Below are 26,344 nucleotides of genomic sequence, written 5' to 3'. Positions count from 1 at the left end.
CCGGGGTGGACCGTTCCATCCCTGCGGAGTTCGTCCGCGCCCACACCCGGCCGGTCCGGCCGGACCTGGTGCCCGAGGTGGAGCTGCTGGTCGCCGCCGACGTCGTCGCCCTGTGGGAGGCGATGGAGGCCGAGCACGGGCGCACCTCCACGGACCCGCCGTTCTGGGCCGCGGCCTGGCCGGGCGGCCAGGCGCTGGCCCGCCACGTGCTCGACCACCCCGGCCTGGTGGCCGGGCGCACCGTGCTGGACCTGGGGGCGGGCAGCGGCCTGGTCGCGGTCGCGGCGGTCCTGGCCGGCGCGACCGCGGTGCTCGCCAGCGACGTCGACCCGTTCGCGCTGACCGCGATCGCCGTCAACGCCGAGCGGAACGGCACCCCGGGCATCACGCCCGCCGGCGACGTGCTCGGGGGCGAGCCGCCCGACGTCGCGGTCGTCCTCGCCGGCGACGTCTGCTACGACCGGGAGATGACCGACCGGGTGCTGCCCTTCCTCGAGGCGGCCCGGGCCGGCGGTGCCGAGGTGCTGATCGGTGATCCCGGGCGGGTGTACCTCCCCGAGGACCGGCTGGAAGCGCTGGCGGTCTACGACGTGCCCGACACCGAGCCGTCGCCCACCGGGCCGGTGCCGGTGCGCCGGACCACGGTCTGGCGGCTCCCCTGACGGTCACCTCCCGTTCCTTTTCCCGCCAGGGGATTGTCACGAACGGATAACGCTGGTTACCGTGGGTCCCGCCCGGCCGGTCGTTCTCTCCCCATCCGGGGGAGGTCCGCCGGGCGCCGCCGAGTCGCCCGCCGAGGGCGAGCCGGGGACCCACCGAAGTACTGGGGTGAATCGCGCGCCGGGGCACGTCCTGGCGCGGGTAGGGCCGCTTCCCGCCCGAATCCGTCAGCTAACCCGGTAGGCGGCACGACGGAAGAAACGGAGAGCCGCCGCATGGCGAGCCTGCGGGCCCACCTTGCACGGAACCGCAGCCGGTACGGAGCCTCGCGCGCGCCTTCCCCGCGCTGAGCGCCCGGGCGTACGCCCGACACCGCTGCCCCTCGACCATCCCCGCAGCAGTTCCCGCCGCCGTCGCCGGCCCTGCCGCCCCCTGCCCCTGGAGCAGTTCCTCCCCATGAACCTTCGCGCCACCTCGATCACCCGTGCTCTCCGCCCCACGACCGGGCGCCGTTCGACGAAGACGGTCCGCCGTTCCGCGCTGCTGCTCCTGGCGGTCGCCGCGGCAGGCGGCCTGCTGGCCAACGGCGTCGTCGCCGACGAGCCGGTCGCCCAGGCCGAGCCGGAGCTGGCCTCCGTCAGCGTCGCCGAGCAGCTCGGCATCACCGACGAGACCCCCGCGCCCGACGTGACGGTGGCCGCGGCCGACACCCTCGGCCAGCTGGCCGCGAGCCGCAGCGAGCGCGCGGCCGAGCAGGCCGCCGCAGCGGAGGCGCGGGCCGCGGCCGAGCAGGCCGAGCTGGACCGCCGTGCCGCCGAGGAGGCCGCCCGCCGCGCCGCCGAGGAGGAGGCCGCGCGCAAGGCCGCTGCCGAGGAGGCCGCCCGCAAGGCAGCTGCCGAGGAGGCCGCCCGCGTGCAGGCGGCCCGGGAGCAGGCCGCCCGCACCCCGGCGCCGGCCGCACCAGCCCCGGCCCCGGCCCCGGCTCCGGCTCCTGCCCGGAGCGCTCCCGCGCCGGCCGCCGCGGCCCCGGCCGGCTCCTTCCAGGAGTACGCGATGGGCAAGCTCGGCGGCTCGGGCAGCGAGTTCAGCTGCCTGGAGAGCCTGTGGGGCAAGGAGAGCGGGTGGAACCCGAACGCCCAGAACCCGCGGAGCACCGCCTACGGCATCGCGCAGTTCCTCGACTCCACCTGGGCCGGGACCGGCATCGCCAAGACCTCCGACGGCTACCGGCAGATCGACGCCGGCCTGATCTACATCAACAACCGCTACGGCTCCCCGTGCGGCGCGTGGTCGCACTCCCAGGCCACCGGCTGGTACTGAGCGGGCCTCTGCCCCCGCCCCTCGCCCGCGCGGGGCGGGACCCTGCGGCGAGGCCGTTCCAGCACGTCACCACGCTCGGGTGGTCTTCGGACGGGGGCGTCCCCGCTGAGGCATTGGAGGCTTTACCTGCGTCGTCGGCCCCGAGGACGCAGGTGGAGCTTCCAATGCCCGGGGTCGGCTCAGCGCAGCCGAGCCTCGGCTCCAGGCCTAAGGTCGGTGCAGCGTGCACGGAGGGGGAGCGATGACCGAGGCCGACGACGCCGACCGGACCACCCCGCAGAGCGGGATCGTCGGGCGGTCGATCGACGAGTTCGTGAACCAGTTGCGGTTCTTCTCCGACCGCGCCCGCAACCTCGCCGGGAATGCGACGTCCCGCCTCCCGCTGCCGGCCCTGCCCAGCCCGCCCGGGGCGATGTCGGCGGCCCAGCTGCGCGCCGTCAAGGAGATGGTGACCGCGCAGCGCACCTCGATCGCCGCCATGCGCGCTCAGCTCGACGCGTTCGACCAGCAGCTCGCCGTCTTCGAGCGGATCCTCGACCCCCTGGTCGAGTGGAGCACGACCTGGGCGCGGCTGGAGGAGGCCGTCGGCGACATCGTGCGCCGGGAGCCGCCCGTCGAGCAGTGACGGTCAGCCCGCCAGCGACCTGACGAGCAGCACCGCGCCGGAGAGCAGGCACAGCACCAGGGCGGCGCGGCGCATGGCCGGCAGGGCCAGCCGCCGGCGCAGGGGTCCGGCGAGGAGGAAGCCGGTCAGCACGAACGGCACCAGCCCCGCACCGGTGAGCAGCCCGCCCCCGTCGAGCTCGCCGCCGGCGACCAGCACGCCGAGGGACAGCAGCGTCGTCCCGACGAAGAACACCGACAGGTTCGCCCGCTGGGCGGCCGGGGTGGGCGCGCGGTAGGTGACCACCAGGGGCGGTCCGGGCGTCGCCGCGACAGTCGAGAGCGTCCCGGAGGCGAAGCCGGCGACGGTGAGCGCGCGCCGCCCGCCCGGCAACCGCACCCCGGCGAGCGACGCGCCACAGGCGAGCAGCACGACGACAGCAACCGTTATCCCCAACAAGCGGCCGTCGATGACCTGCACCAGCACCAAGCCGACGACAACGCCGGGGGCCGAGGCGAGCATCGCACCGCGGAGGTTGTCGAACTCCAGTGCGGACCGTTCGCGCCACACCACCGGCAGCAGCGCGGTCAGCGTGCCCACCAGCAGCGGGCCGGGCACGAGAGCGGGCTGCACCAGCAGCACCAGCGGTCCGGCGAGGAGGCCGAAGCCCATGCCGGTCGCCGTCTGGACGACGGACGCCACCAGCACCGCCAGGCCGCACGCCAGGAGTGCGAGCGGGTCGGTGGCCAGCTCCACGCTCAGTAGCCGTCGTCCTCGTCCTCCGGCGGACGACGACGGAGCAGGCCGGTGACCGAACCCACCCGGCTCTGCGCCTGGCGCAGCCCGTGGACCAGGGGCATGAGGTCGTCGTGGATCCGGCGCAGCGTCTCGGGCACGGTGTCGACGGCGGGGTCGTCGAGCACGCGACCGACCCGCTCGATGCCGGGGCGCAGCGCCCGCACCGGCTCCTCCAACTCCTCGAGCAGGCTCTCCAGGCGTTCGGTGATCCGCTGCGCGGAGGCGATCGTCTCCCGGGCGGACGTGGTGGCGGCGGTCAGCTCGCGGACCGTGCCGTTGAGGTCGGCCAGCGTCCGGGGGAGCTGGGAGAGCGCCTCGGTCTGGGCCTGCAGCAGCGCGAGCAGCTCGCCGAACCCGGGGATGCGGGGCATGCCGAGACCGCGGAAGGGATCCACCTGGCAACCGTCGGCGACCGGTGCCGCGGGCGCAACCCGGCGACCGGGCGTAGCGCCGGCGACCGGCCGCGCCGGGCGGTGGGGACCCTTGCGCGCGGTCGATCAGGCGGCGTCCGTGAACGCGACGCGCGCCCACCGGTCGAGCGCCAGCAGCTGCCAGGCCCGCTGGACGAGCGGAGGCGCGTCGCGCAGCTCCACCCGGACTCCGGCGTCGGCCAGGGACCGGGCCCAGCGGGCGATCGCCCGGCAGCCGGCCACGTCGGCGAACCGGAGCCCGGAAAGATCCAGGGTGCAGGCGTCGCCCTCGATCGGGACGGCCCCCAGGATCCCCGCCAGCCGCTCCGCGCAGGCGACGTCGAGGTCCCCGACCAGCGCAATCCCGTACCGGTCGACGTAGGCGCGGAAGGCCGGCGGCGCGGACGGTGCGCTGAGCTGCGCCGCCGGGCGCACGTGGTCGCACCCCCGCGGCGACGCGCCCTCGCTCAGCGGAACGTGCGCGTGCATGTGCACAGCGTAGGCGCTTCGGGGGCGGCGGGCCAGGCCGAACGGCTCACAGCGCCTTGAGGATCGCCTCCACCTGCTCCCGGGCGTCGCCGAAGAGCATCCGGCTGTTGTCCCGGAAGAACAGCGGGTTCTGCACGCCGGCGTAGCCCGTGTTCATGGACCGCTTGAACACGACCACGTGCTCGGCCTCCCACACCCGCAGCACGGGCATGCCGGCGATCGGGCTGGTGGGGTCGTCGGTGGCGGCCGGGTTGACGGTGTCGTTGGCGCCGATGACCAGCACCACCGAGGTGTCGGCGAGGTCGTCGTTGATCTCGTCCATCTCCAGGACGACGTCGTAGGGCACCTTGGCCTCGGCCAGGAGCACGTTCATGTGCCCGGGCAGGCGCCCGGCCACCGGGTGGATGCCGAAGCGCACGTCGACGTCCTGCGCACGCAGCTTGCGGGTCAGCTCGGCGACGGCGCTCTGCGCCTGGGCGACCGCCATGCCGTAGCCCGGGGTGATGACCACCGACTTCGCGTTCCGCAGGAGCTCTGCGGTCTCCTCGGCCGAGATCTCGGTGTGCTCGCCGTAGTCCACGTCGGAGGCGGCCGCCGCGCCCTCGTTGCCGAACCCGCCCGCGATGACCGAGAGGAACGAGCGGTTCATCGCCTTGCACATGATGTAGGAGAGGTAGGCGCCGGAGGAGCCGACCAGGGCGCCGGTGATGATCAGCAGGTCGTTGCCCAGCAGGAAGCCCGATGCGGCAGCGGCCCAGCCGGAGTAGCTGTTGAGCATCGAGACGACGACGGGCATGTCACCGCCGCCGATCGAGGCCACCAGATGCCAGCCCAGCGCCAGGGCGAGGACCGTCACGACCGACAGCACGAGCAGGTTCGGCTCGACCACGAAGACGACGGTCAGGACGGCGAACAGCGCCAGTGCGCCGAGGTTCAGCCAGTTGCGCCCCGGGAGCATCAGCGGGTTGCTCTTCATGCGCGCGGAGAGCTTGAGGAAGGCGACGATCGAGCCGGTGAAGGTCACCGCGCCGATGAAGACCCCGACCACGACCTCGCCGGAGTGGATGCCGGCCTCGGCCCCGGTGAGCAGGGGGCCACCGTCCTGCGGCTCGACGCCCTCGACCGACAGGTAGCCGTTCCAGCCGACGAGGACTGCGGCCAGGCCGACGAAGCTGTGCAGCAGCGCGATGAGCTCCGGCATGCCGGTCATCTCGACCTTGCGGGCCCGCCACAGACCGATCGCGGCACCGATCGCCACGGCGACGACGAGCAGGGTGAGCCCGACGGCCGAGATGTCCTGCGTGGCCACGCCGATGGTGGCCGCCAGGGCGATCGCCATGCCGGCGATGCCGTAGGCGTTGCCCGCCTTGGCGGTCTCGTGCCGCGACAGCCCGGCCAGGCTCAGGATGAACAGCAGGGCGGCGACGATGTAGGCCGCGGCCGCGGCGCTGGTGGCGGTCATCGCGCGGCCGGGAGGGTGGTGCGGGCCGGAGCGCCCGTGCCGCGGGAGAACATCCCCAGCATCCGGCGGGTGACGGCGAAGCCGCCGAAGACGTTGATGCTGGCCACCAGGGTGGCGATGAAGGCGAGCGCCAGGACGACGCCGTCGCCGCTGCTCAGCTGCAGCAGTGCGCCGACCACGATGATCCCCGAGATCGCGTTGGTCACCGACATCAGCGGGGTGTGCAGGGCGTGGTGCACGGCCCCGATGACGTAGAAGCCGACGACGACGGAGAGCGCGAACACCGTGAAGTGCCCCACCAGCTCGTCGGGGGAGTAGGCGGCCACCAGGAACAGCAGCGCCGCGGCCAGTCCCACGAGGGTGAACCGCCGCGCCGGCGCGGGCGTCTTCTGCGGCACGCTCGGCGCCCCTGCGGTGGCGCCGGCCGGGGGAGCGGGCGGAGGTGGTGGTGCCGCGGAGACCTGTACCGGTGGCGGGGGCCAGGTCTTCTCGCCCGCGCGCACGACGGTGATCGCCCGCTGCACGACGTCGTCGAAGTCCAGGACGAGGTGCCCGTCCTTGGCCGGGGTCAGCAGCTTCAGCAGGTTGACCAGGTTGGTGCCGTACAGCTGGGAGGCCTGCGCGGGGAGCCGGGCGGGCAGGTCGGTGTACCCGATGATCGTGACCCCGTTCTCGGTCACGACCACCTCGTCGGGCACGGAGCCGGCCACGTTGCCGCCCTGTGCCGCGGCCATGTCCACGATCACCGAGCCCGAGCGCATGGCGGCGACCATCTCCTCGGTGATCAGCCGCGGGGCGGGCCGGCCGGGGATCAGGGCGGTGGTGATGACGATGTCGACGTCCTTCGCCTGCTCGGCGTACATCTGCGCCGCCCGCCGGTTGAAGTCCTCCCCCATCTCCCGGGCGTAGCCGTCGGCGCTGACCTCCTGCTCCCCCGCGGGGACGGCGACGTACTCACCACCCAGGGAGCGCACCTGCTCGGCCACCTCCGGGCGGACGTCGGTGGCCCGCACGATCGCGCCCAGGCTGGACGCGGTGCCGATCGCGGCCAGCCCGGCCACACCCGCGCCGGCGACCAGCACCTTGGCCGGGGGGACCTTGCCCGCCGCGGTCACCTGGCCGGTGAAGAACCGGCCGAACACGTTGGCCGCCTCGACGACCGCCCGGTACCCGGCGATGTTGGCCATCGAGGACAGCACGTCCATCGACTGGGCCCGGGAGATCCGGGGCACGGCGTCCATGGCCAGCGCCGTGATCGGGCGGGCGGCGAGCGCGTCCACCAGGTCGGGGTTCAGCGCGGGGGCCAGCAGGCTGATCAGCGTCGCGCCGTCGGCCAGCCGCCCGATCTCGCTCAGCGAGGGGGCGTTCACGCGCAGCACGACCTCCGCACCCCAGGCCTCGGTTCCCGAGCCGACCCGCGCACCGGCCTCCGCGTACGCCTCGTCCGGGAAGCTGGCGGCCGCCCCGGCGCCGGTCTCGACCACGACCTCGTAGCCCAGCCGCACCAGCTGCGTGACCGTCGCCGGGGTCGCCGCCACCCGGGTCTCGCGGGGCCGCGTCTCGCGCGGGACTCCGATCTGCATCGTGGCGCTCCATTCCTCGGTGGGCAGGCCTCGTCGCCTGCTCGCCAGTGCTGGGGTCGTGCGCGGTGCTCGGTTGGTTGGACGGATCTTGCCTGCTGACGCAGGGTCGCGGTGCCCGGCTCCGTGAGTGTGAGGCACGGCACGTCCGCAGCCCGGCCGCGCGGTGACCGACCGTGTGTCCCTCCCCCCGACGGGGGGCTACGCCCCGTTGCCGGGTGCAGACCACCCCCCCGACCCGCCGAAGGTCTCCTGTCGGAGCGGACATGGACGTCCGCGCCGCGGGAGGGGAGGACCGTGTCCGTCAGCATGAACCGGCCCGGCGACGACCGCGTCCCACCGGAGATCGTGACCTCGGTCTTCTACAGCGCCACCGTCAGCGACACCCTCGCCATCGTGGTCGCCGAGATGGTGGCCGGGCGCCCCAGGGTCAGCTGGGGCAACGTCGGCGCCGTGGAACTGCTGGGCTACGGCCTGGACGATCTCCGCGCGCTCCCCGTCGAGCACCTGTTCCCCAGCCTCGGGGGCGGGGAGCTCAAGCTGCTGCTGCGGCGGGAGCGGACGGCCCGGATGACGCTGCCCGTCCGCACGGCGAGCGGCGCCGCCATCGAGGCCCAGGTGACCACGACGCCCTCGCCCCGGGGCGGGATGTGGACCGTGCGCATCGTCGACACGGCCAACGAGCAGGAGCGCGCGCTGCGGGCGACCGCGGACGCCCACGAGCGCCGCTTCTCCACGCTCACCGAACGGTCGCCGGTGCCGACGCTGCTCTCCGAGCAGGGCATGCGGCTGGCCCACGTCAACGACGCGTTCTGCAGCCTCGTCGGCCGTCGCGCCGAGGAGTTGCTGGGCACCGGCTGGATGGCCACGGTGCACGAGGACGACCTCGACACGGTGATCGAGCAGGTCTCGGCGGCGCTGGACGGCGAGGAGGTCGAGGCGCAGGCCCGCCTGCTCCGCGACGACGGCACCGTGCGCACGACCGTCATCCGATTCGCCCACCTGTTCACCCCGGGCGTGGGCGCGGGATTCGTCGGCACGATCGAGGACATCACCGACCGGCTCGCGTTCGAGGCCACGCTGGCCCACCAGGCCAACCACGACCCGCTGACCGGGCTGCCGAACCGGACGCTGCTGGCGCAGTACGTCGCCGAGCGGTTCGTGCCGGGCGCCGGAACCCTGGCCTGCCTGTTCCTCGACCTGGACAACTTCAAGGTCGTCAACGACTCGCTCGGGCACACCGCCGGCGACGAGCTGCTCACCGAGGTCGCCAGCCGGCTGCGGTCGGTGGTCCGCCCGGGGGACCTGGTGGCGCGGTTCGGTGGCGACGAGTTCGTGGTCGTCTGCGAGGAGGTCGACCAGACGGCCGCGGTCGCGCTCGCCGAGCGGATCACGGCCGAGCTGGCCCGGCCGGTGCGGCTCGGGGGCGTCGACGTCCGCCCCTATGCGAGCGTCGGGGTCACCGTCCAGACCGAGGAGCACACCGGCGCCGAGGAGCTGATCCGGGACTGCGACATCGCCATGTACCAGGCCAAGGCCGGGGGCAAGGGGCGGATCACCGTGCTGGACCAGCGGGCGCGCGAGGAGGCCCGCGACAAACTGCGCCTGGTCGCCGAGCTGCGGGACGCCATCGAGCGGCGCGACATCACGCTGCTCTACCAGCCGATCTTCAGCACCGAGGACGGCCACCCGGTCGCCGTCGAATCCCTGGCGCGGTGGACGCACCCCGAGCGCGGCCCGATCAGCCCGGCGGTGTTCGTGCCGCTGGCGGAGGAGAGCGGGTTGATCGCCGGCCTGGGGCTGCTGGTGCTCGACGAGACCTGCCGGCAGCTGGCGGAGTGGGACCGCCGCATGGGGGGCGCCGCGCCGCCCCGGGCGAACGTCAACGTCTCGGCCCTGCAGCTGGATGCCAACCTCCCTCCGCAGGTGGCCGACGCTCTCCGGCGGCACGGGCTGGACGCGTCCCGGATCTCCGTGGAGATCACCGAGTCGGCGCTGATGCAGGACCCCGACTCGGCCCGGGAGACCCTGCACCAGCTGCGCGACCAGGGCGTCGAGCTGGCGATCGACGACTTCGGCACCGGCTACTCGTCGCTGGCCTACCTCCGGCACCTGCCGGTGGACTGCCTGAAGGTGGACCGCTCCTTCGTGGCGGAGCTGGCGCACGGCCACACCGAGATCGCCTCCGCGGTCATCGCACTGGCCCGCAGCCTCAACCTGAGCACCGTGGCCGAGGGCGTCGAGACCCCGGAGCAGGCGACCGAGCTCGGCCGGCTGGGTGCCACCTACCTGCAGGGCTTCAGCCTCTGCCCACCCATGACCGGAGCGGACACCGCCGCCTGGTTCGCGACCCACGGAGCGTGCGCCCGATGACCGTGACCCCGCTGCCGGCCCGGGCGGAGGTGCCCCCCGTCTTCGACCTGGAGAAGGTGCTCGCGGGCATCGACACGATGGCGGCCCAGCGCCCCGTGGCGGCGCAGATCGTGTCGGTCGCCAACTCCGACGACACCAGCGCGAAGGCGCTCTCCCACATCCTGGCGTCCGACGTCGCCCTGGCCGGCCGGGTGATGAAGCTGGCCAACTCCGCCTACTTCGGCATGCGCGGACGGGTCACCTCGCTGCAGTTCGCCGTGACGGTGGTCGGCTTCACCACCGTCCGGACGATGGCGACCGTCGCGCTCACGGAGCTGGACGACGAGTCGCGGCTCCCGGAGAACTTCTGGGACGTCACGACCTGCCTGGCGCTGGCGGCCTCGACCTTGGCCCAGCGGTTCGGTGAACGCTCGCAGGAGGCGCTCTGCGTGGGCCTGCTCGCCCAGATGGGTGCGGCGCTCCTGCACCACAACGACCCCGAGGGCTACGGGGCGCTGGTGGCCGAGCACCCGGCCTTCGCCGCGCGGCGCACCGCCGAGCTGCACCGCTACGGCATCAACAGCGTGCGGTTGACCGCCGTCGCCCTCGAGCAGTGGGGCTTCCCGCACAGCATGACCAACCGGCTCAACCAGGTCGACGACCTCACATCGGTCGAGGGTGGCCTGCTGCGCGCCGCCTTCGAGGTCGCCGCGCGCCTGACCACCGAGGACTACGAGGCGGTGCCGATCGTGCGGCTCACCTGCGGGCAGGTGCGCGAGGACGACCTGGTGCCGGTGCTCGACTCCGTCCGGGCCGATGCCGACGAGCTTCGCCGGGCGATGCTCGGCGACTGAAAGAGGACCCCCTCCTCCCCACCCTTCGCAGGCTCAGGGCGGGACCCGGGAGGGGGCCACGCGACGGAGCCCCGCCCCCCCGGGATGGGGGACGGGGCTCCGTCGGCCCCCTGCAGGGCCCCGCTGCGAGCGTGCGAGCGGTGGGGGGCAGGGGGTGTTTCTTCAGACCGCGTAGGGCGCGCCCAGCGGGTCGACGGTCTCCCGCTCGCCCACGGTGCGGGCCAGCCGGGCGGCGGCGAAGTCGCCGTCGCCGAGCAGGTGGTCGATGGCGGTGAGCCGGCTGGTGTAGTGCCCGACGGAGTACTCCGCCGTCACGCCGATGCCACCGTGCAGCTGGATGGCCTCCTTGCCGACGTGCCGGCCGGCGCGGCTGGTCTGCAGCCGGGCCCGGTCGGCGGCGGAGACGACGTCGCCGCCGGCATCCGTGACCATCGACGCCCACAGCGCGGTGCTCCGGGCCAGCTCCAGGGACACGTACATGTCCGCCGCGCGGAAGGTGAGCGCCTGGAACTTGTTGAGCGTGACCCCGAACTGCTTGCGGGTCTTGAGGTACTCCGCGGTGATCCGCAGCGCGGTGTCCATCGCCCCGATCGCCTCGTGGCTGTAGGCGATGCGCGCCTCGGCCAGCGCCCGCTCGATCGCGGCCGTCTGGTCTCCGCCGGTACCGAGCAGGGCCGCCGGGGTGCCGTCGAAGCGGACGTTGGCGGCGCGGGTGCCGTCGTGGGTGCGGTAGCCGGTGCGGGTCAGACCCGCGGCGTCGCCCTGCACCACGAACAGCCCCGTGCCGCCGTCCACCGCGGCGGAGACGACGAGGACGTCGGCGCGGGCGCCGGTGGGCACCGGCTCCTTGACGCCGGTCAGGGTCCACCCGTCGCCGGACTGCGCGGCGGTGACCGCCGACGCCGACGCGCTCCACCGCGTGCCGATCTCCGCGTGGGCGAAGGCCGGCACGCAGGTGCCCTCGGCGATGGCCGCGAGGAGCTCGCCCTTCTGCTCGTCGGTGCCGACGGCGGCGATCAGCCCACCGGCCAGCACGACCGCCTCGATGAACGGCTCCGGGGCGATGACCCGGCCCATCTCCTCGGCGACGATCGCCACCTCGATCGGCCCGGCGCCCATGCCGCCGTGCTCCTCGGCGAAGGGCAGACCGAGCAGCCCCATCTCGGCCAGCCGCGACCAGGTCTTCTCGTCGAAGCCCGGGTCGTTCGCGACCACCTTGCGACGCTGCTCGCTGTCGGCGTACGTGCGCGCCAGCAGGCCGCGCACGGCCTCCCGCAGGTCGTTCTGCTCGCTGTCGAAGTCGAAGTTCACGTCAGATCACAGCCCCAGGATCGTGCCGGCGATGATGGTGCGCTGAACCTCGTTGGAGCCTCCGTAGATGGAGACCTTCCGGTAGTTCAGGTAGTGCGGCGTCGCGACGCGCGCCCAGTCCGGCACGTCGGAGCCCTCCTCGGCGAACGAGGCGACCGAGAGCGGGCCGGCGATGTCGACCAGCAGTTCGGTGGCGGCCTGCTGCAGCTCCGACCCCTTGAGCTTGAGCACCGACGAGGCCGGGTGCGGCTTGCCGTCGGCGGAGTTGGCGACGACGCGCAGCGCGGTGAGCTCCAGGGCCACCACCTCGTTCTCGATCTCGGCGATCCGCCGGGCCATGAACGGGTCCTCCAGCAGCGGGCGGCCGTCGACGGTGATCTCGCGGGCGTAGTCCTTCGCCTGGGCGAGCATCTTCTTGGTCGCGCCCACGCGGGCGATGCCGACGCGCTCGTTGCCGAGGAGGAACTTGGCGTAGTCCCAGCCGCGGTTCTCCTCGCCGATGAGGTTCTCGGCGGGGACGCGCACGTCCTCGAAGAACACCTCGTTGACCTCGAAGCCGCCGTCGATGAGCTCGATGGGGCGGAGCGTGACGCCGGGGGTGTCCATCGGGAAGACCAGCATCGAGATGCCGCGCTGCTTCTTCTCCGCGGTCGGGTCGGTGCGGACCAGGCAGAAGATCCAGTCGGCGTGCTGGCCCAGGGTCGTCCAGGTCTTCTGCCCGTTGACCACCCAGTCGTCGCCGTCGCGGACGGCGGTGGTGCGCAGCGAGGCGAGGTCGGAGCCGGCGTCGGGCTCGGAGAAGCCCTGGCACCACCAGATGTCGAGGTTCGCCGTCTTGGCGAGGAAGCGCTCCTTCTGCTCCTGGTTGCCGAAGGCGGCGATGACCGGGCCGATCATGCTGGTGTTGAAGGCCAGCGGCTCGGGGACGCCGGCCAGCTGCATCTCCTCGCGCCAGATGTGGCGCTGCAGGGGCGTCCAGTCCCGGCCGCCCCACTCGACCGGCCAGTGGGGCACGGCCAGGCCCGCGGCGTTGAGCGCGCGCTGGGCCTCGACGTACTCCTCCTTGGTCACGTGCCGGTGGGACGTGACCTTGTCGCGGATCTCCTGCGGCACCTGGGTGGTGAAGAAGGTCCGCATCTCCTCCCGGAAGGCCTCGAGCTCCGGGGACAGCTGCAACCGCATCGGTCCTCATTTCCTGACGGCGGCACTCGTCGTCGCGCCCGCCGTCTCGACGTGTGCCTCGGACGATCCCACATGCGGTACCGGCCAGTAGATGCGGCACCCCCGGCGGGGCGAAAAGCGGGCGGCACCGGTTCCCGGAGAGGACTCCCCCCGGGAACCGGTGCCGCTGCCCGCGCTCTAGGACAGGGTCGACCAGAACGCGCAGTTGGCCTCGGCGGCGACGTCGACCGGGCCGATCCCCCCGTCGGAGGCGATGTCGAGGCCCTGGACGTCGGCCGGGGCCCGGTACCGGGTCCACGTCGGGACGCCGGGGCCGTTGGGGTTGCCGTGGGCCGCGAAGTTCGTCCAGTAGCGCACCATCGCCGTGGAAAGCTGCTCCTGTTCGGCGTCCAGCCCGTCGCCGAACAGCCCCGGGAACAGGTACGGCAGCTCGGTCGCGTGCTGCGCGTCCTCCGGGTACGCCGGGTACGGGAAGTCCAGCAGCGGGTCGGCCGTCTCGTCGCGGAACTGGTAGGCGAACACCGGGGCCGGCACCGGGGGACGGGCCAGCGTGTCGTAGGCGTCGACGTGCTCGCACGTCGACAGCGCGCTGCCGGCGTCGCTGTTGACGGCGGCCAGGGCGCGCAGCGGTGAGGGGTAGGCGCTCGCCGGGTACTGCGCCAGGACGGCTCCGGCGCCCTCGCCGAAGACGCTGCCGAGGACGACCCGGTAATCGGCCTCGGTGAAGCCGTCGGCGTCGTTCGCCAGCGCTGCCACGGCCGGGTTCAGCGGCGTGAACAAGGTGTTCTCGTCGCTGAGGTTGCCGTGCATGACCGGCACGCGCGCGTGGTCGCCGGCCGCGATCGCCTCGGCCGGCTGCACCGGCAGCGCCGATCCGCCGACGACGAAGGAGCCGCCCGGCCAGGCGGTGAGCAGCTCCTGCACCGGCGTGGCCCGCAGGCACGCGGCGACGTCCGCCGCACTGGCGCAGCCGACGGCCTCCGCGACCGAGGCGCCCGTGGCCTCGGCCGTCTCCAGGGTGTCGTACGGGGTCGTGCAGCTGTAGCTCTGCGCGATGGCCCGGTCGAACAGACCCCGCGCGGTCGGCGAGGTGAGCTGGGCGCAGACCGCCGAGCCGCCGGCGGACTCGCCGAAGATGGTGACCCGCCCCGGGTTGCCGCCGAAGGCGCGGATGTTGCGCTCCACCCAGCGCAGCGCCGCCTGCTGGTCGAGCAGCCCGGCGCTCCCGGAGGCGACGTCCCCGTTCTCCCGCGAGAGGTCCTCCTGGGCCATGAAGCCCAGCGGGCCGAGCCGGTAGTTGATCGTCACCACGACGACGTCGCCCTCGACGGCGAGCTTCGCGGCGTCGTAGGCCGCGCCCGTGCCGGTCCGCCAGGACCCGCCGTGGATCCAGACCATGACCGGCAGGTTCCGCCGCTGGGTGTCCAGCCCCGAGGGGGTCGTGACGTTCAGGTAGAGGCAGTCCTCGTCGACCGACGACCAGGGGTTGGTGGCGCTCGGTTCCTGTGGGCAGGGGCTGCCGGGTGCCGTGGCGTCCCGGACGCCCTGCCAGGGCTGTGCCGGTGCCGGCGGGCGGAATCGGAGCTCGCCCACCGGCGGGGCGGCGAACGGGATGCCCTGGAACAGCCGGTAGTTCCCGGTCGAGGTGCCCTCGACGGCGCCCTCCGTGGTCGGCACGACCAGGGGCGCGGGATCGGGTGCGGCGCCGGCCGGCCCAGCGGCGGCGAGGGCGCCGGCGGTGAGAGCCGCGCCCGCGGCGACGGCGAGCAGCGAACGGCGGAAGGATCGGGGGACGTGGGTGCGCACTGGACCTCCTGCGGTCGGCGAGCCCACCCGGTGTGAGGTACGCCACCATGCGCGCACGGTAGCGCGAGGTCCCGCGAGCGGGGCGCCGAGGTGATCGGCCGGGTGCCGTTACCCGGATCGCTCCCGGGGAATGGGCAGTGCGTGGCCGTTCCCCTGACCGAGCGCACCCGCGGCACGCTGGGCCCACCGGTCTCCACGCCGTCCTACGACCGGGGCCGGCTGCGCGTCGGGATCGTGCACCTCGGGGTGGGCGGCTTCCACCGCTCCCACCAGGCGATGTACCTGGACCGCCTCATGGAGCAGGGGCGGGCGCTCGACTGGGGGATCTGCGGCGTCGGCGTCCTCCCGGCCGACCGGCGCATGGCCGAGGCGATGGCCGCCCAGGACTGCCTCTACACGCTGGTGGTGCGGCATCCCGACGGCACCGAGGAGGCGCGGGTGGTCGGCTCGCTCGTCGAGTACCTGTTCGCCCCCGACGACCCCGACGCGGTGGTGGCGCGGATGGCCGACCCTGCCGTCCGCGTCGTCACCCTGACCGTCACCGAGGGCGGCTACAACGCCTCGGCGGTGACCGGGGAGTTCGACGGGACCGACCCCGGCGTGGTCCACGACCTGCGGCCGGGTGCCGCGCTGCGGACCTCGTTCGGCCTGGTCGTCGAGGCGCTGGTGCGCCGGCGCGCCCGCGGGCTCCCGCCGTTCACGGTCGTCTCCTGCGACAACATCCCGGGCAACGGTCGGCTGGCGCGGGCGAGCTTCGCGGCCTTCGCCCGGCTGCGGGACCCGGAGCTGGGGGAGTGGGTGGCCCGGGAGGTGCCCTTCCCGGACTCGATGGTCGACCGGATCACGCCGGTCACCACGGATGCCGACCGGGCCCGGCTGGCCGACCGGTTCGGCATCGAGGACCGGTGGCCGGTGGTGTGCGAGCCGTGGACGCAGTGGGTGCAGGAGGACTCCTTCGCCTGCGGCCGCCCGCCGCTGGAGGAGGTCGGCGTCCAGCTCGTGGACGACGTCGCGCCGTACGAACTCATGAAGCTGCGGCTGCTCAACGCCGGGCACCAGGTGCTCGCGCAGACCGGTCGGCTGGCGGGCCTGCGGTACGTCCACGAGGCCTGCGCCGATCCGCTGTTCCGCCGGCTGCTGGAGGGCTACCTGCGCGAGGAAGCCGCGCCGACCCTGCGCCCTGTTCCCGGCATCGACCTGGAGCGGTACCGGCAGTCGCTGCTGGAGCGGTTCGCCAGCCCGGCGATCGCCGACACGCTCGACCGCATCCGCGCCCAGGCCTCTGACCGGATCCCGCAGTTCCTGCTGCCGGTGCTGCGGGCGAACCTCGCCTCGGGCGGCGAGATCCGCCGCTGCGTCCTCGTGCTGGCCGCCTGGGCCCGCTCCCTGGAGGGCCCGGACGAGGAGGGGCGCCCGCTGGAGGTCGTGGACTCCCGCCGTGACGGGTTGGTCGCCGCGGCGAAGGCGGCGGACCCGCTCGCCTTCGTCGCCGACCGCACCCTGTTCGGGGATCTCGTGGACGACGCCCGCTTCGCCGCTGCCTACCGCGCCGCGCGCCTCGCGCTGCGTGGCCACGGTGTCCGGGCGGCCCTCGCCGACCTCGCCTGAGGGTCGGCGCCCGGGCCGGCGGCCGGCTCCCGGGGGCGGGGTCAGTGCTCGATCGGCAGCCCGGTGTAGTTCTCGGCGAGCTCGCGGGCCGCGGCCTCCGAGGAGCAGACCCGGCGCAGCTGGGACAGCTGCAGCTGGGCGTCGAAGTCGTCACCGGAGGTGTGCAGCATCGAGGTCATGAACCAGGAGAAGTGGGTGGACCGCCAGACGCGGGCCAGCGCCCGGTCGGAGTAGCTGTCGACCAGGTCCGTCTGCTTCTCGGCGAGCAGCCGCACCAGCGCCTGCGCGAGCAGCGTCACGTCGGCGACGGCGAGGTTGAGCCCCTTGGCGCCGGTCGGCGGGACGATGTGGGCGGCGTCCCCGGCCAGGAAGAGCCGGCCCCGGCGCATGGGTGCGCTGACGAACGAGCGCATCGGCAGGATCGACTTCTCGGTCACCGTGCCGGTGTTGATCTCCCAGCCGTCCAGGGCGAACCGGCGGGAGAGGTTGTCCCAGATCCGGTCGTCGGACCAGTCCTCGATCTTCTCGGCGGGGTCGACCTGGAGGTAGAGCCGGGAGACCCTGGGGGAGCGCATCGAGTAGAGCGCGAACCCCTCCGGGTGCCAGGCGTAGATCAGCTCGTCGGTGGCCGGTGCGGCGTCGGCCAGGATGCCGAGCCAGGCGTAGGGGTAGGTGCGCTCCCACGTGCGCGCGCCGGGGCCGGCCTGCACGACCGGCCGGGAGACGCCGTGGAACCCGTCGGTGCCCGCCACGACGTCGCACTCGAGCACCTGCGCCACGCCGTCGGAGTCGGTGAACCGGATCCGCGGGGAGTCGGTGTCGACGTCCTCGACCGCGACGTCGGAGACCTCGAACAGCAGCGGCGGGCCGCCGGCCAGCTGCGCGGCGATGAGGTCCTTGGTGACCTCCGTCTGGCCGTAGACCCACACCGTGCGGTCGCACAGCGAGGGAAAGTCCAGCTGGTGGCGGGTGCCCGGGTACTGGAGGTGGATGCCCCGGTGCTCCAGGCCCTCCCGGTGCAGCCGGTCGCCCAGCCCGGCGGCGGTCAGGGTGTCGACCGTGTGCTGCTCGAGGATCCCGGCCCGGATGCGTGCCTCCACGTACTCCCGGGAGCGGTTCTCCAGGACGACCGAGTCGATGCCCTGCAGCGCCAGCAGTCGGGACAGCAGGAGGCCGGCGGGGCCGGCGCCGATGATGCCTACCTGGGTGCGCACGCCGACGAGTGTGGCTCCCTCCCGGGCTCCCCGGGACCCGAGCCTTCCGGTCAGTGGAATTCGAGCGAGCGGGCGAGCTCGCGACCGATCCCGCGGGCCGCCATCTCCAGGGCGGGGACCAGACGGGCGACGTCGCGCCGGTGCGGGGGCACCACGATGCCCAGCGCTGCGACGGCCAGTGGTCCGGCCTCCCGCTCCACCTGCACCGGCACCGCGACGGAGGCCGTGCCCGGCGACATCTCCTCGCAGGTGCGGGCGTACCGGCGGCGCCGGATCTCGGCCAGCTCGCGGGTGAGCCTCGCCGGATCGGTGACGGTGTGCCGGGTGAGCGGTCGCAGCGAGCGCAGCGCCTGGTCGACCACGTCGTCGGGAGCGGCGGCCAGCAGCACCTTGCCCACGCCCGTGGCGTGCAGCGGCAGCCGGCTGCCGACCTGGCTGACCACCGGCACCGACTCCCGGCCCGAGACCCGGTCGACGTAGAGCGCGTGCAGCCCTTCCCGGACGGCCAGGTGCACGGTGTCGCGGGTGGTGGTGTGCAGGTCCAAGAGGAACGGGGCGGCGACCTGGCGGAGCTCGAGCTGGACGGGGGCCAGCAGGCCGAGGTCCCAGAGCTTGCGGCCGATCTCGTAGCGGCCGTCGGGGCGGCGGATCAGCGCGCCCCAGTCGGTCAGCTCGCCGAGCAGCCGGTGGGCGGTGGTCAGCGGCGTGCCCGAGCGGTCGGCGATCTCCGAGAGGGACAGTCGCGGCGTGCGGCTGTCGAAGGCGTCGAGGATCCCCAGCGCCCGCGAGGTGACCGACCGTCCCGGGGTGGCGCTGCGACCGGCCATGCTGCTCGTCTCCCGTCCAGTGGAAAGCTGGACTTGGGAGCGTAGCCGGGCGGCCGTACCGTCCGGCCATGACCGGGACTACGTCCGCCGACGGCCTGCACCTGCCGCGGTACCTGCGCGAGGACGCCGCGGTGCGCACCCCCGTGGGCTTCCCCGGCTACCGGAGCACCGCCCTGCGGGCCCCCCTGCGGACGCCGGTGGACCTGCCGCACCGGCTCACCGAGGTCACCGGTCCGGTGCTCGGCGAGGACCGCGTGCTCCCGCACGACGCCGACCTCACCCTGCGCAACGGGGGCGAGGCGATGGGCCAGCGGATCCTCGTCCACGGCCGCGTGCTGGACAGCGACGGCCGCCCGGTGCCCGACGCGCTCGTGGAGGTGTGGCAGGCCAACACGTCCGGCCGCTACCGGCACGTCGTCGACAACTGGCCCGCGCCGCTGGACCCGCACTTCGACGGTCTCGGCCGGGTCGTGACCGACAGCCTCGGCCGGTACGAGTTCCTGACGATCAAGCCCGGCGCCTACCCGTGGGGGAACCACCACAACGCCTGGCGCCCCGCGCACATCCACTTCAGCCTCTTCGGCCGCGCCTTCACCCAGCGGCTGGTCACCCAGATGTACTTCCCGGACGACCCGCTGTTCGGCCAGGACCCCATCTTCAACTCCATCCCGCCGGCGGCGCGGCACCGGGCGATCAGCCGGTTCTCCCTCGAGCGCACCCAGGACAACTGGGCGCTGGCCTTCGAGTGGGACATCGTGCTGCGCGGGACCGACCAGACGCCGTTCGAGACCGACGACGACGGAGATGTCGCGTGACCGTGAACCCGCTGGACGTCCCGCCGGACCCGCCCACCCCCTTCCAGCCGCGCTCCGGGCAGCGCGGCAGCGGCTTCCTCACCGGCCCGTTCCGGCTGGGCACCACGCCGAGCGCGACCGTCGGCCCCTACCTCGCCATCGGGCTCACCTGGCCCGACGGCGAGTTCGCCGCCGCCGAGGGCACCCCGGGCGGCTTCTGGCTGCGCGGTCGCGTGTTCGACGGCGCCGGTGAGGTCGTGCCCGACGCCATGATCGAGACCTGGCAGGCCGATCCCGACGGCCGGTTCCCCTCGCCCGAGGACCCCCGCGGCGCGGCGTCCTACCCGGGCTTCCGCGGCTACGCCCGCGCGCAGACGATCACCGGGGACTTCTCGGTGTTCACCCTCAAGCCGGGCCGGGTGCCCGACGGCGAGGGCGGGCTGCAGGCGCCGCACATCGACGTCTCGGTGTTCGCCCGTGGGCTGCTCGACCGGGTGGTCACCCGCATCTACTTCGCCGACGAGGCCGAGGCGAACGCCGAGGACGCCGTGCTGCGCTCGCTGCCCGACGAGGCCGCGCGGCAGACGCTGCTCGCCGCCCCGGGCGGTGACGGCTACCGCTTCGACGTCCACCTGCAGGGCGAGCGCGAGACGGTGTTCTTCGCGGTATGAGCCCGCCCGAGGGCCCTCGACGCGGTAGGAACGGGACGTGACCGGTCTCTTCAGCGCGACCTTCGCCCGCGGCGGCGCGGCGACCGCCGTCTCCGACTCCGCCTGGTTCGACGCGCTCCTCGACGTGGAGGCCGCCCTGGCGCGCGCCGCCGCGGCGACGGGGCTGGTGCCCGCCACGGCCGCCGACGCCGTCACGCGCGCCTGCGCCGAACCCGCGGCCCTCGACCTGGCCTCCGTGGTCGCGCACGCCGCCGATGCCGGCAACCCGGTGCCGCCGCTGGTGCGGGTGCTGCGGGCCGCGGTGGGGGAGCGCCACGCGGTGGCCGTCCACGTCGGCGCCACCAGCCAGGACGTCGTCGACACCGCGCTGGTGCTCATGAGCCGCCGGGCGATCGCCGCGATCGACCGTGATCTCGCGCTCGCGGCCGAGGCGGCGGCCGGGCTGGCCCGGGCCCACCGCGACGACGTCCTCATGGGACGCACCCTTCTGCAGCAGGCGCTGCCCACCACCTTCGGCCTGAAGGCCGCCGGCTGGCTCAGCGGGCTGGACGGCGCCCGGCTGCGGCTGGCTGAGGTGGTGGCGTCGCTGCCGGTCCAGTACGGCGGGGCGGTCGGCACCCTGGCCGCCACCGACGGGTCGGGGACGGCGCTGCGGGCAGCGCTCGCCGCCGAGCTCGGGCTGGTCGCCACCGCCGCCCCCTGGCACACCGTGCGGCTACCGGTCGCCGACCTGGCCGGCGCGCTCGGCGCCACCGCCGGCGTGCTGGCCACCGTGGCCGTCGACGTCGTGCTGCTCGCGCAGAGCGAGGTGGCCGAGGTCGCTGAGACCGGCGCCGGCCGGGGCGGCTCGTCCGCCATGCCGCACAAGCGCAACCCTGTCGCAGCCATCTCCGCCCGCGCCTGCGCCCGGCGGGCCCCCGGCCTCGTGGCCACCCTGCTGGGTGCGATGGAGCAGGAGCACGAGCGCGCCGCCGGCGCCTGGCACAGCGAGTGGCCCGCCTTGACCGACCTGCTGTCGACGGTCGGCTCGGCCGCGGCCTGGCTGGTCGAGAGCCTCGCCGGCCTGCGCCCCGACCCCGCCCGCATGGCGGCGACGGTGGCCGCGGCCCGCGACCCGGAGCTCGCCGGGGCGCTCGCCGACGCCCTGACCCCGCTGCTCGGCCGCGACGCGGCGCACGACGAGGCGGCGACCGCCGTGCGGGAGGCCGAGGCCACCGGGCGGCCGCTGGCCGACGTGGTGGCCGGCCGGGACGACGTCGACCTCGCCGCACTGCTCGGCGCACGGCCGGACGTCGGCGAGGCGGGCGCACAGGTCGACGAGGTCCTGGCCGAGCACACCCACCTCACCGAGGGAGCCCGATGAGCGCCGTCCCCGTCGCCCACACCGTCACCGGACCCGCTGACGCGCCCGTGGTCGTCCTGTCCAACTCCCTGGGCGCGGCCCGCGCGATGTGGGACCCGCAGGTACCCGCGCTGGCCGAGCGGTTCCGGGTGGTCACCTACGACGGCCGCGGCCACGGCGAGTCACCCGCGCCGGCCGGGCCGTACTCCCTCGACGACCTGGTCGACGACGTCCTGGCGCTGCTCGACCGGCTCGGGGCGCAGCGGGCGCACGTCGCCGGGGTCTCGCTCGGCGGCATGGTCGGCATGCGGATGGCGGCCCGCGAGCCCTCCCGCGTGCAGGGACTCGCCGTGCTGTTCAGCTCGGCGAGGACCGAGCCCCAGGGCTTCCTCGACCGGGCCGCGCAGGCCCGCGCCGAAGGCACCGCCGGCTTCGCCCCGACGGTGGTCTCCCGCTGGCTGACCCCTGGCTTCGCCGCGCAGCACCCCGACCTCGTGGCCCGGCTCGAGGCGATGGTGGCCGGCGCCGACGACGAGGGCTACGCCGCGTGCTGCGAGGTGGTCGGCGGCATCGACCTGCGCGAGGACCTGCGGCGCATCTCCGCCCCGACGCTCGTCGTCTCCGGCGCCGAGGACCCGGCGCTGCCGCCCCCGCACCAGGAGGCGATCACCGCGGGCATCGCCGGGGCGGAGCTGCTCACGCTCAGCCCGGCCGCCCACCTGGGCAACCTGGAGCGCGCGGCGGAGGTCACCGGCGCGCTGCTCCGCCACTTCGACGCCGCCGGAGGCGCCCGATGAGCGAGCTGCCCGACACCGACGCCGCCCGCCGCGAGGCCGGCATGCGCACCCGCCGCGAGGTGCTGGGCGACGCGCACGTGGACCGCGCCGTCGCCGCCACCACCCCGTTCACCGCGGACTTCCAGGACTTCATCACCCGCACCGCGTGGGGCGACCTCTGGCAGCGCCCCGGGCTGGCCCGCCGGGACCGCAGCCTGATGACGCTGTCGATCACCATCGCGCTGCGGCACTGGGAGGAGTTCGCCCTGCACGTGCGCGCGGCCGTGAACAACGGGCTCTCCGACGAGGAGATCGCCGAGGTCATCCAGCACGCCGCCGTCTACGCCGGGGTGCCCGCGGCCAACCACGCCTTCAAGGTCGCCGGCCCCATCCTCGCCGAGCTCCGCGGCACGTCCGCCTGATCGACCGTCGGCCGGTGGTGGTCTCCGCGCCCCGGACACGACCACCGGCCGACACCCGCAGCCCGGCTGTGGACGGCGTCAGCGCGCTGCCGCGCGGATCGGCCACGCTTCTGCGCGTGCCCGTCCCGCCCCATCGCCCGGTCGAGCTGCGCGGACGTGTCTTCCGTGGCTCCAGCGCGGTCGCGGCCGGCACGCTCAGCCGCGGCCAGCTGCGTGGTCCCGCGTGGCAGCGCTTGTTCCGTGACGTCTACGCCTGCGCCGCGCTTCCGGTCACGCACGCCCTCCGAGCCGGCGCGGCGGCTCAGCTGCTGGTACCCGGCGCGGTGGTGAGCGGGAAGAGCGCGGCGGTCCTGTGGGGGTTGCCCCTCGCCGGACCCCTCGACGACGTCGAGCTCACCGTCCCAGCGGGGTCGACCGTGTGCCGCGAACCGGGTGTGCGGGTGCGGCGTCGTCACCTCGCGGCAGAACACGTCGCGCACCGGGCGGGCATCCCGCTGACGAGCGCCGAGCTCACCGTCGTCGACCTGGCCGGGAGGGGCCCGCTGGACGAGGCCGTCGTGCTGGTCGACCGGTTCGTCGACCTCGGGGTGACCCGGTTGGCGTGGGTGCGCGAGACCGCGGCCGCCACGCGCGGGAGGGGCTGCCGCGAGGCGCGAGCCGCCGCTGAACTCGCCGACGGGCTGGCCGCGTCGCCGCAGGAGACCCGGCTGCGGCTGCTCCTGCACCGGTCGGGCCTGCCCCGCCCCGTCGCCCAGTTCAGCATCCGGGACGCCGAGGGGTTCGTCGCGCGCGTCGACTTCGCCTGGCCGGACCGGAAGGTGGCCGTGGAGTACGAGGGCGCCTGGCACGGGGAGACGCGGCAGCAGGTCGCCGCGGACCGCCGCCGGCTCAACCGGCTCACCGCGGCCGGGTGGACGGTGGTGTTCGTGACCGCCGCCGACCTGCACGACCCCGACCGTCTCCTGACCCGCCTCGCGGCCCTGCTCCGCTGAGCGGGTGTCGGCCCGCTGTCGCTTCCCGGCCGGGGAGACGACAGCCGGCCGACACTCGGCGCGGCTCAGACGGAGGCGGGCAGCGGCATCTCGCGGACGTCGTCGGCGACGGTGAGCGGGGCGCCGGTCGCGGCGACCACGTCGTCGGCGGAGACCCCGGGCGCCGTCTCGCGCAGGACCAGGCCGTCCGGGGTGACGTCGATGACGGCGAGGTCGGTGACGACGCGGTCGACGCAGGCCTTGCCGGTCAGCGGCAGGGTGCACTCCTGCACGATCTTCGGTGAGCCGTCGCGGGCCACGTGCTCCATCATGATGATCACACGGCGGGCGCCGTGGACGAGGTCCATCGCCCCGCCCATCCCGTTGACCATCTTGCCGGGGATGAGCCAGTTGGCCAGGTCGCCGCGGGGGTTGACCTGCATGGCGCCCAGCACCGCGACGTCCAGGTGCTGGCCCCGGATCATGCCGAAGGACATCGCCGAGTCGAAGAAGCTGGCGCCGGGCAGGAGCGTGACGGTCTCCTTGCCGGCGTTGATCAGGTCCGGGTCCTCCTCGCCCTCGAAGGGGTAGGGGCCGACGCCGAGGACGCCGTTCTCCGAGTGCAGGACCACGTGCACGCCCTCGGGCACGTAGTTCGGCACCAGGGTGGGCATCCCGATGCCCAGGTTGACGTACTGGCCGTCCTCCAGCTCCAGCGCTACACGGGCGGCCAGCTGCTCACGGGTCAGGGCCATCAGCGTGCTCCCTCGGTGGTGGCTTCCTCGCCGGCGGCGGCCGGGGTCTGCGCGCGGTCGGTGCGGGGCCGGGTCGTTCGCCGCTCGATCGGCTTGCGGTCGCCGCCGACGACCACCACGCGGTCGACGTAGACGCCGGGCAGGTGCACGTCCTCGGGCGTGATCTCGCCCGGCTCGACGAGCTCCTCGACCTCGGCGATCGTGATCCGCCCGGCCATCCCGGCGAGCGGGTTGAAGTTGCGCGCCGACTCGTGGAACACCAGGTTGCCGTGCCGGTCGCCCACGGCGGCGTGCACCAGCCCGAAGTCGGCGGTCAGGGCGGTCTCCAGCACGTACTGCCGCCCGTCGAACTCCCGCACCTCCTTCGGCCGGCTCACCTCCACGACGGTGCCCTCGGCGTCGTAGCGGAGGGGGATGCCGCCCTCGGCGACCAGCGTGCCGACGCCGGTGGGGGTGTAGAAGGCGGGGATGCCGGCGCCGCCGGCGCGCAGCCGCTCGGCCAGCGTGCCCTGCGGGGTCAGCTCGACCTCCAGCTCGCCGGACAGGTACAGCCGGGCCAGCTCCTTGTTGCCGCCGACGAAGGAGCTGATCGTCTTGCGGATCCGCCCCGCGTAGAGCAGCACGCCGAGGGCCTGGTCGTCGACCCCGCAGTTGTTGGAGATGGTCGTCAGCTGATCCGTGCCCTGCTCGAGGATCGCGTCGATCAGCGCGTACGGCACCCCGCACAGCCCGAACCCGCCCACCGCGAGCGTCGCACCCGCGGGGATGTCGGCCACCGCCTCCGCGGCGGAGGGAAGCACCTTGTCCACGTCAGCCCTCCCGTTCCACGAGGACGGTGATCCGTCCGTGGTCCGTGCGCGCCCGATCCACCACGCTGCTCCCATCGTCGCCCGGTCGAGGTCCCCAGTATCGCGGCCCGCGGGTGCGCCGCGCGGCCACCGTCCCCACTGGACGGAAACGGGGAACGGTGTGACGGCTCAGCGCAGGACGGTGGTGAGCCGGACGCGCACCCCGCCGTCGCCGGGGTGGTGCGCGCCACCGGAGATGTCCACGTGGTCGCAGAGCTGCCGGGCCAGCCACAGCCCCATGCCTCCCCGGGAGAGGTCCGACCCGTGCGCCGGCCCGTACCCGGCGAACGGGTCGTCCCAGCCCGGCCCACCGTCGGCGATGGTGCACACGATCCGGTCCGCGGTGGTCCAGAGGCGGAGGCTCACCGGCGGCAGCCCGTGCCGGACGGCGTTGGAGGTCATCTCGTCCACGGCGAGCAGGAAGTCCTCGACCAGGTCGGCGGGCGCCGCGACCCCGGCGAGCTGGGCGGCGACGGCGTGCCGCAGGCCGATGAAGTCGGCGACGTCGGCGGCCGCGAACCGCGGCGGCGTCGCCTCGAGCGGCTCGTCGGGCACCGGCAGCGTGCGCAGGTAGCTGGCCGGCTCGGTGTACGCGGGGTTGAGGGTGCGGCTCGCGGGCGTCACCAGGTGCGTGTGGGTGCGGGTCGCGGTGGCGAGCACCGGCTCGGGGAGGCGCTGGGTGTCGAACGCGCAGACGCCCCAGAGGTCCCAGCCGCGCAGCGCCTCGTTGATGACGGCGTCGTAGCGCTCCCACTCGAGCCACTGGCGCGGCGTGGTCCCGAAGTCCAGCTCGCCGAGCACCCGGACCCGCGCCGCCCCGGCGGCCCGCTGGCCCTCGGCCAGCCGGCGGAAAGCGGTGATGGCGGCCGGCGTCCGCGGCCCGTAGGCGTCGCCGCGGTCGAGGACCAGTACCCGCTCGTCGTCCAGCGCCTCGCGCAGCGCGGCGGCGGCCGGGGGCGAGGCGGCGACCACCGCGGCGTCGCCGGCGGCCAGGCCCGCGCGGAGGAACGGGCCCGCCGTGGCGACGAGCTCCTCCAGGGAGTCGTAGAGCAGCGCGTCGTGGGCGAAGCCCTCCGCCGCGGGGTGGCCGTGGCCACCCGCTGCCGTCCAGTCCACCTGTGCCCCTGCTCGTCGCGTCCGTCGCCCCGGGTCCGTACTCCACGGTAGGCCAGTACGCGGTCGCGGCGCGCCCGCACCCCGGGGGGGGGGGGGGGGGGGGGGGGGGGGGGGGGGGGCGGGGGGGGGGGGGGGGGGGGGGGCGGGGGGGGGGGGGGGGGGGGGGGGGCGG

General features: G+C 74.5%; 25 protein-coding genes and 1 riboswitch. Of the genes, 12 read left to right on the top strand and 13 right to left on the bottom strand.

Annotated features, from left to right (window positions below; translation table 11 throughout):
* Window positions 1-5: 5 nt before the first annotated feature.
* The 3 genes from ACI8AP_RS17885 (at window position 6) to ACI8AP_RS17875 (ending at window position 2,605) form a co-directional block, all read left to right on the top strand.
* On the top strand, window positions 6-662 hold the full coding sequence (locus tag ACI8AP_RS17885; protein ID WP_456590712.1) for a class I SAM-dependent methyltransferase: 657 nt from the start codon (window positions 6-8) through the stop codon (window positions 660-662).
* A gap of 117 nt (window positions 663-779) precedes the next feature.
* A riboswitch (cyclic di-AMP (ydaO/yuaA leader) is annotated at window positions 780-906 on the top strand.
* Window positions 907-1,116: 210 nt separating this feature from the next.
* Window positions 1,117-1,980 (top strand): aggregation-promoting factor C-terminal-like domain-containing protein, encoded by an 864-nt coding sequence (locus tag ACI8AP_RS17880; protein WP_456590711.1) that lies wholly within the window; start codon window positions 1,117-1,119, stop codon window positions 1,978-1,980.
* A 241-nt stretch (window positions 1,981-2,221) separates the two neighbouring features.
* Window positions 2,222-2,605, top strand: a complete 384-nt coding sequence (locus ACI8AP_RS17875; protein WP_456590710.1) for a hypothetical protein — start codon at window positions 2,222-2,224, stop codon at window positions 2,603-2,605.
* Between the two features lie 3 nt (window positions 2,606-2,608).
* On the opposite strand, the gene ACI8AP_RS17870 is transcribed toward ACI8AP_RS17875, so the two are convergent.
* The 5 genes from ACI8AP_RS17870 to ACI8AP_RS17850 all read right to left on the bottom strand — a co-directional run bounded on the left by ACI8AP_RS17870 (window position 2,609) and on the right by ACI8AP_RS17850 (window position 7,326).
* Window positions 2,609-3,340, bottom strand: a complete 732-nt coding sequence (locus ACI8AP_RS17870) for a TSUP family transporter (protein ID WP_456590709.1) — start codon at window positions 3,338-3,340, stop codon at window positions 2,609-2,611.
* 2 nt (window positions 3,341-3,342) lie between these two features.
* Window positions 3,343-3,777 carry a hypothetical protein gene (locus ACI8AP_RS17865; RefSeq protein WP_456590708.1) on the bottom strand — a complete coding sequence of 145 codons (435 nt, stop codon included), beginning with the start codon at window positions 3,775-3,777 and terminating at the stop codon, window positions 3,343-3,345.
* A 102-nt stretch (window positions 3,778-3,879) separates the two neighbouring features.
* Window positions 3,880-4,281 carry an STAS domain-containing protein gene (locus ACI8AP_RS17860; RefSeq protein ID WP_456590707.1) on the bottom strand — a complete coding sequence of 134 codons (402 nt, stop codon included), beginning with the start codon at window positions 4,279-4,281 and terminating at the stop codon, window positions 3,880-3,882.
* Window positions 4,282-4,327: 46 nt separating this feature from the next.
* Window positions 4,328-5,743 (bottom strand): Re/Si-specific NAD(P)(+) transhydrogenase subunit beta, encoded by a 1,416-nt coding sequence (gene pntB / locus ACI8AP_RS17855; protein ID WP_456590706.1) that lies wholly within the window; start codon window positions 5,741-5,743, stop codon window positions 4,328-4,330.
* A complete protein-coding gene (locus tag ACI8AP_RS17850) occupies window positions 5,740-7,326 on the bottom strand; it encodes a Re/Si-specific NAD(P)(+) transhydrogenase subunit alpha (protein WP_456590705.1) in 1,587 nt (528 codons plus the stop codon). The genes pntB and ACI8AP_RS17850 overlap by 4 nt, the downstream gene beginning before the upstream one ends.
* 294 nt (window positions 7,327-7,620) lie before the next feature.
* On the opposite strand from ACI8AP_RS17850, the gene ACI8AP_RS17845 reads away from it, so the two are divergent.
* Both ACI8AP_RS17845 and ACI8AP_RS17840 read left to right on the top strand, forming a co-directional pair.
* Window positions 7,621-9,696, top strand: coding sequence for a putative bifunctional diguanylate cyclase/phosphodiesterase (locus ACI8AP_RS17845; RefSeq protein WP_456590704.1), 2,076 nt, complete (start codon window positions 7,621-7,623; stop codon window positions 9,694-9,696).
* Window positions 9,693-10,529, top strand: coding sequence for an HDOD domain-containing protein (locus tag ACI8AP_RS17840; protein ID WP_456590703.1), 837 nt, complete (start codon window positions 9,693-9,695; stop codon window positions 10,527-10,529). The genes ACI8AP_RS17845 and ACI8AP_RS17840 overlap by 4 nt, the downstream gene beginning before the upstream one ends.
* A 162-nt stretch (window positions 10,530-10,691) precedes the next feature.
* On the opposite strand, the gene ACI8AP_RS17835 is transcribed toward ACI8AP_RS17840, so the two are convergent.
* The 3 genes from ACI8AP_RS17835 to ACI8AP_RS17825 all read right to left on the bottom strand — a co-directional run bounded on the left by ACI8AP_RS17835 (window position 10,692) and on the right by ACI8AP_RS17825 (window position 14,828).
* A complete protein-coding gene (locus tag ACI8AP_RS17835) occupies window positions 10,692-11,840 on the bottom strand; it encodes an acyl-CoA dehydrogenase family protein (protein ID WP_456590702.1) in 1,149 nt (382 codons plus the stop codon).
* A gap of 6 nt (window positions 11,841-11,846) precedes the next feature.
* Window positions 11,847-13,022, bottom strand: coding sequence for an acyl-CoA dehydrogenase family protein (locus tag ACI8AP_RS17830; RefSeq protein ID WP_456590701.1), 1,176 nt, complete (start codon window positions 13,020-13,022; stop codon window positions 11,847-11,849).
* Between the two features lie 177 nt (window positions 13,023-13,199).
* Window positions 13,200-14,828: a carboxylesterase/lipase family protein gene (locus ACI8AP_RS17825; protein WP_456590700.1), complete on the bottom strand. Its 1,629-nt coding sequence runs from the start codon at window positions 14,826-14,828 to the stop codon at window positions 13,200-13,202.
* Window positions 14,829-14,969: 141 nt separating this feature from the next.
* On the opposite strand from ACI8AP_RS17825, the gene ACI8AP_RS17820 reads away from it, so the two are divergent.
* On the top strand, window positions 14,970-16,436 hold the full coding sequence (locus tag ACI8AP_RS17820; RefSeq protein ID WP_456590699.1) for a mannitol dehydrogenase family protein: 1,467 nt from the start codon (window positions 14,970-14,972) through the stop codon (window positions 16,434-16,436).
* Window positions 16,437-16,477: 41 nt separating this feature from the next.
* On the opposite strand, the gene ACI8AP_RS17815 is transcribed toward ACI8AP_RS17820, so the two are convergent.
* Window positions 16,478-17,650, bottom strand: coding sequence for a 4-hydroxybenzoate 3-monooxygenase (locus ACI8AP_RS17815; protein ID WP_456590698.1), 1,173 nt, complete (start codon window positions 17,648-17,650; stop codon window positions 16,478-16,480).
* Between the two features lie 50 nt (window positions 17,651-17,700).
* Window positions 17,701-18,477 carry an IclR family transcriptional regulator gene (locus tag ACI8AP_RS17810; RefSeq protein WP_456590697.1) on the bottom strand — a complete coding sequence of 259 codons (777 nt, stop codon included), beginning with the start codon at window positions 18,475-18,477 and terminating at the stop codon, window positions 17,701-17,703.
* A gap of 68 nt (window positions 18,478-18,545) precedes the next feature.
* Here ACI8AP_RS17810 and pcaH point away from each other — a divergent pair, with 68 nt between their 5' ends.
* The 6 genes from pcaH (at window position 18,546) to ACI8AP_RS17780 (ending at window position 23,474) form a co-directional block, all read left to right on the top strand.
* The gene (gene pcaH / locus ACI8AP_RS17805) at window positions 18,546-19,292 is read left to right on the top strand and encodes a protocatechuate 3,4-dioxygenase subunit beta (protein ID WP_456590696.1); all 747 of its coding nucleotides are present in this window, start codon (window positions 18,546-18,548) and stop codon (window positions 19,290-19,292) included.
* Entirely contained in the window at window positions 19,289-19,942 is a 654-nt protein-coding gene (pcaG, locus tag ACI8AP_RS17800; protein ID WP_456590695.1) for a protocatechuate 3,4-dioxygenase subunit alpha, read from the top strand. The genes pcaH and pcaG overlap by 4 nt, the downstream gene beginning before the upstream one ends.
* A gap of 37 nt (window positions 19,943-19,979) precedes the next feature.
* Window positions 19,980-21,305 carry a 3-carboxy-cis,cis-muconate cycloisomerase gene (gene pcaB / locus ACI8AP_RS17795; RefSeq protein WP_456590694.1) on the top strand — a complete coding sequence of 442 codons (1,326 nt, stop codon included), beginning with the start codon at window positions 19,980-19,982 and terminating at the stop codon, window positions 21,303-21,305.
* Entirely contained in the window at window positions 21,302-22,081 is a 780-nt protein-coding gene (gene pcaD, locus ACI8AP_RS17790) for a 3-oxoadipate enol-lactonase (RefSeq protein ID WP_456590693.1), read from the top strand. Before pcaB ends, pcaD begins: the two co-directional genes overlap by 4 nt.
* Window positions 22,078-22,482: a 4-carboxymuconolactone decarboxylase gene (pcaC, locus tag ACI8AP_RS17785; RefSeq protein WP_456590692.1), complete on the top strand. Its 405-nt coding sequence runs from the start codon at window positions 22,078-22,080 to the stop codon at window positions 22,480-22,482. Before pcaD ends, pcaC begins: the two co-directional genes overlap by 4 nt.
* A gap of 116 nt (window positions 22,483-22,598) precedes the next feature.
* Window positions 22,599-23,474 (top strand): hypothetical protein, encoded by an 876-nt coding sequence (locus tag ACI8AP_RS17780; protein WP_456590691.1) that lies wholly within the window; start codon window positions 22,599-22,601, stop codon window positions 23,472-23,474.
* Window positions 23,475-23,539: 65 nt separating this feature from the next.
* Here the strand turns inward: ACI8AP_RS17780 and ACI8AP_RS17775 are convergent, their stop codons facing one another.
* The 3 genes from ACI8AP_RS17775 to ACI8AP_RS17765 form a co-directional block, all read right to left on the bottom strand.
* On the bottom strand, window positions 23,540-24,208 hold the full coding sequence (locus ACI8AP_RS17775; RefSeq protein ID WP_456590690.1) for a CoA transferase subunit B: 669 nt from the start codon (window positions 24,206-24,208) through the stop codon (window positions 23,540-23,542).
* Window positions 24,208-25,017: a CoA transferase subunit A gene (locus tag ACI8AP_RS17770; protein WP_456590689.1), complete on the bottom strand. Its 810-nt coding sequence runs from the start codon at window positions 25,015-25,017 to the stop codon at window positions 24,208-24,210. The genes ACI8AP_RS17775 and ACI8AP_RS17770 overlap by 1 nt, the downstream gene beginning before the upstream one ends.
* A gap of 168 nt (window positions 25,018-25,185) precedes the next feature.
* Complete coding sequence (locus tag ACI8AP_RS17765; protein WP_456590688.1) at window positions 25,186-26,172, bottom strand: anti-sigma factor RsbA family regulatory protein; 987 nt, start codon at window positions 26,170-26,172, stop codon at window positions 25,186-25,188.
* Between the last annotated feature and the right edge of the window lie 172 nt (window positions 26,173-26,344).

This window comes from Blastococcus sp. SYSU DS1021, assembly GCF_054050995.1.
This window is presented reverse-complemented; position numbering and strand designations above follow the sequence as displayed.

Coding starts and splice junctions, on each gene's coding strand:
- pntB (WP_456590706.1), bottom strand. CDS start 5,743: ATGACCGCCACCAGCGCCGCGGCCGCGGCCTACATCGTCGCCGCCCTG.
- ACI8AP_RS17775 (WP_456590690.1), bottom strand. CDS start 24,208: ATGGCCCTGACCCGTGAGCAGCTGGCCGCCCGTGTAGCGCTGGAGCTG.
- pcaD (WP_456590693.1), top strand. CDS start 21,302: ATGAGCGCCGTCCCCGTCGCCCACACCGTCACCGGACCCGCTGACGCG.
- pcaH (WP_456590696.1), top strand. CDS start 18,546: ATGACCGGGACTACGTCCGCCGACGGCCTGCACCTGCCGCGGTACCTG.
- pcaC (WP_456590692.1), top strand. CDS start 22,078: ATGAGCGAGCTGCCCGACACCGACGCCGCCCGCCGCGAGGCCGGCATG.
- ACI8AP_RS17875 (WP_456590710.1), top strand. CDS start 2,222: ATGACCGAGGCCGACGACGCCGACCGGACCACCCCGCAGAGCGGGATC.
- ACI8AP_RS17840 (WP_456590703.1), top strand. CDS start 9,693: ATGACCGTGACCCCGCTGCCGGCCCGGGCGGAGGTGCCCCCCGTCTTC.
- ACI8AP_RS17860 (WP_456590707.1), bottom strand. CDS start 4,281: ATGCACGCGCACGTTCCGCTGAGCGAGGGCGCGTCGCCGCGGGGGTGC.
- ACI8AP_RS17830 (WP_456590701.1), bottom strand. CDS start 13,022: ATGCGGTTGCAGCTGTCCCCGGAGCTCGAGGCCTTCCGGGAGGAGATG.
- ACI8AP_RS17850 (WP_456590705.1), bottom strand. CDS start 7,326: ATGCAGATCGGAGTCCCGCGCGAGACGCGGCCCCGCGAGACCCGGGTG.
- ACI8AP_RS17880 (WP_456590711.1), top strand. CDS start 1,117: ATGAACCTTCGCGCCACCTCGATCACCCGTGCTCTCCGCCCCACGACC.
- ACI8AP_RS17810 (WP_456590697.1), bottom strand. CDS start 18,477: ATGGCCGGTCGCAGCGCCACCCCGGGACGGTCGGTCACCTCGCGGGCG.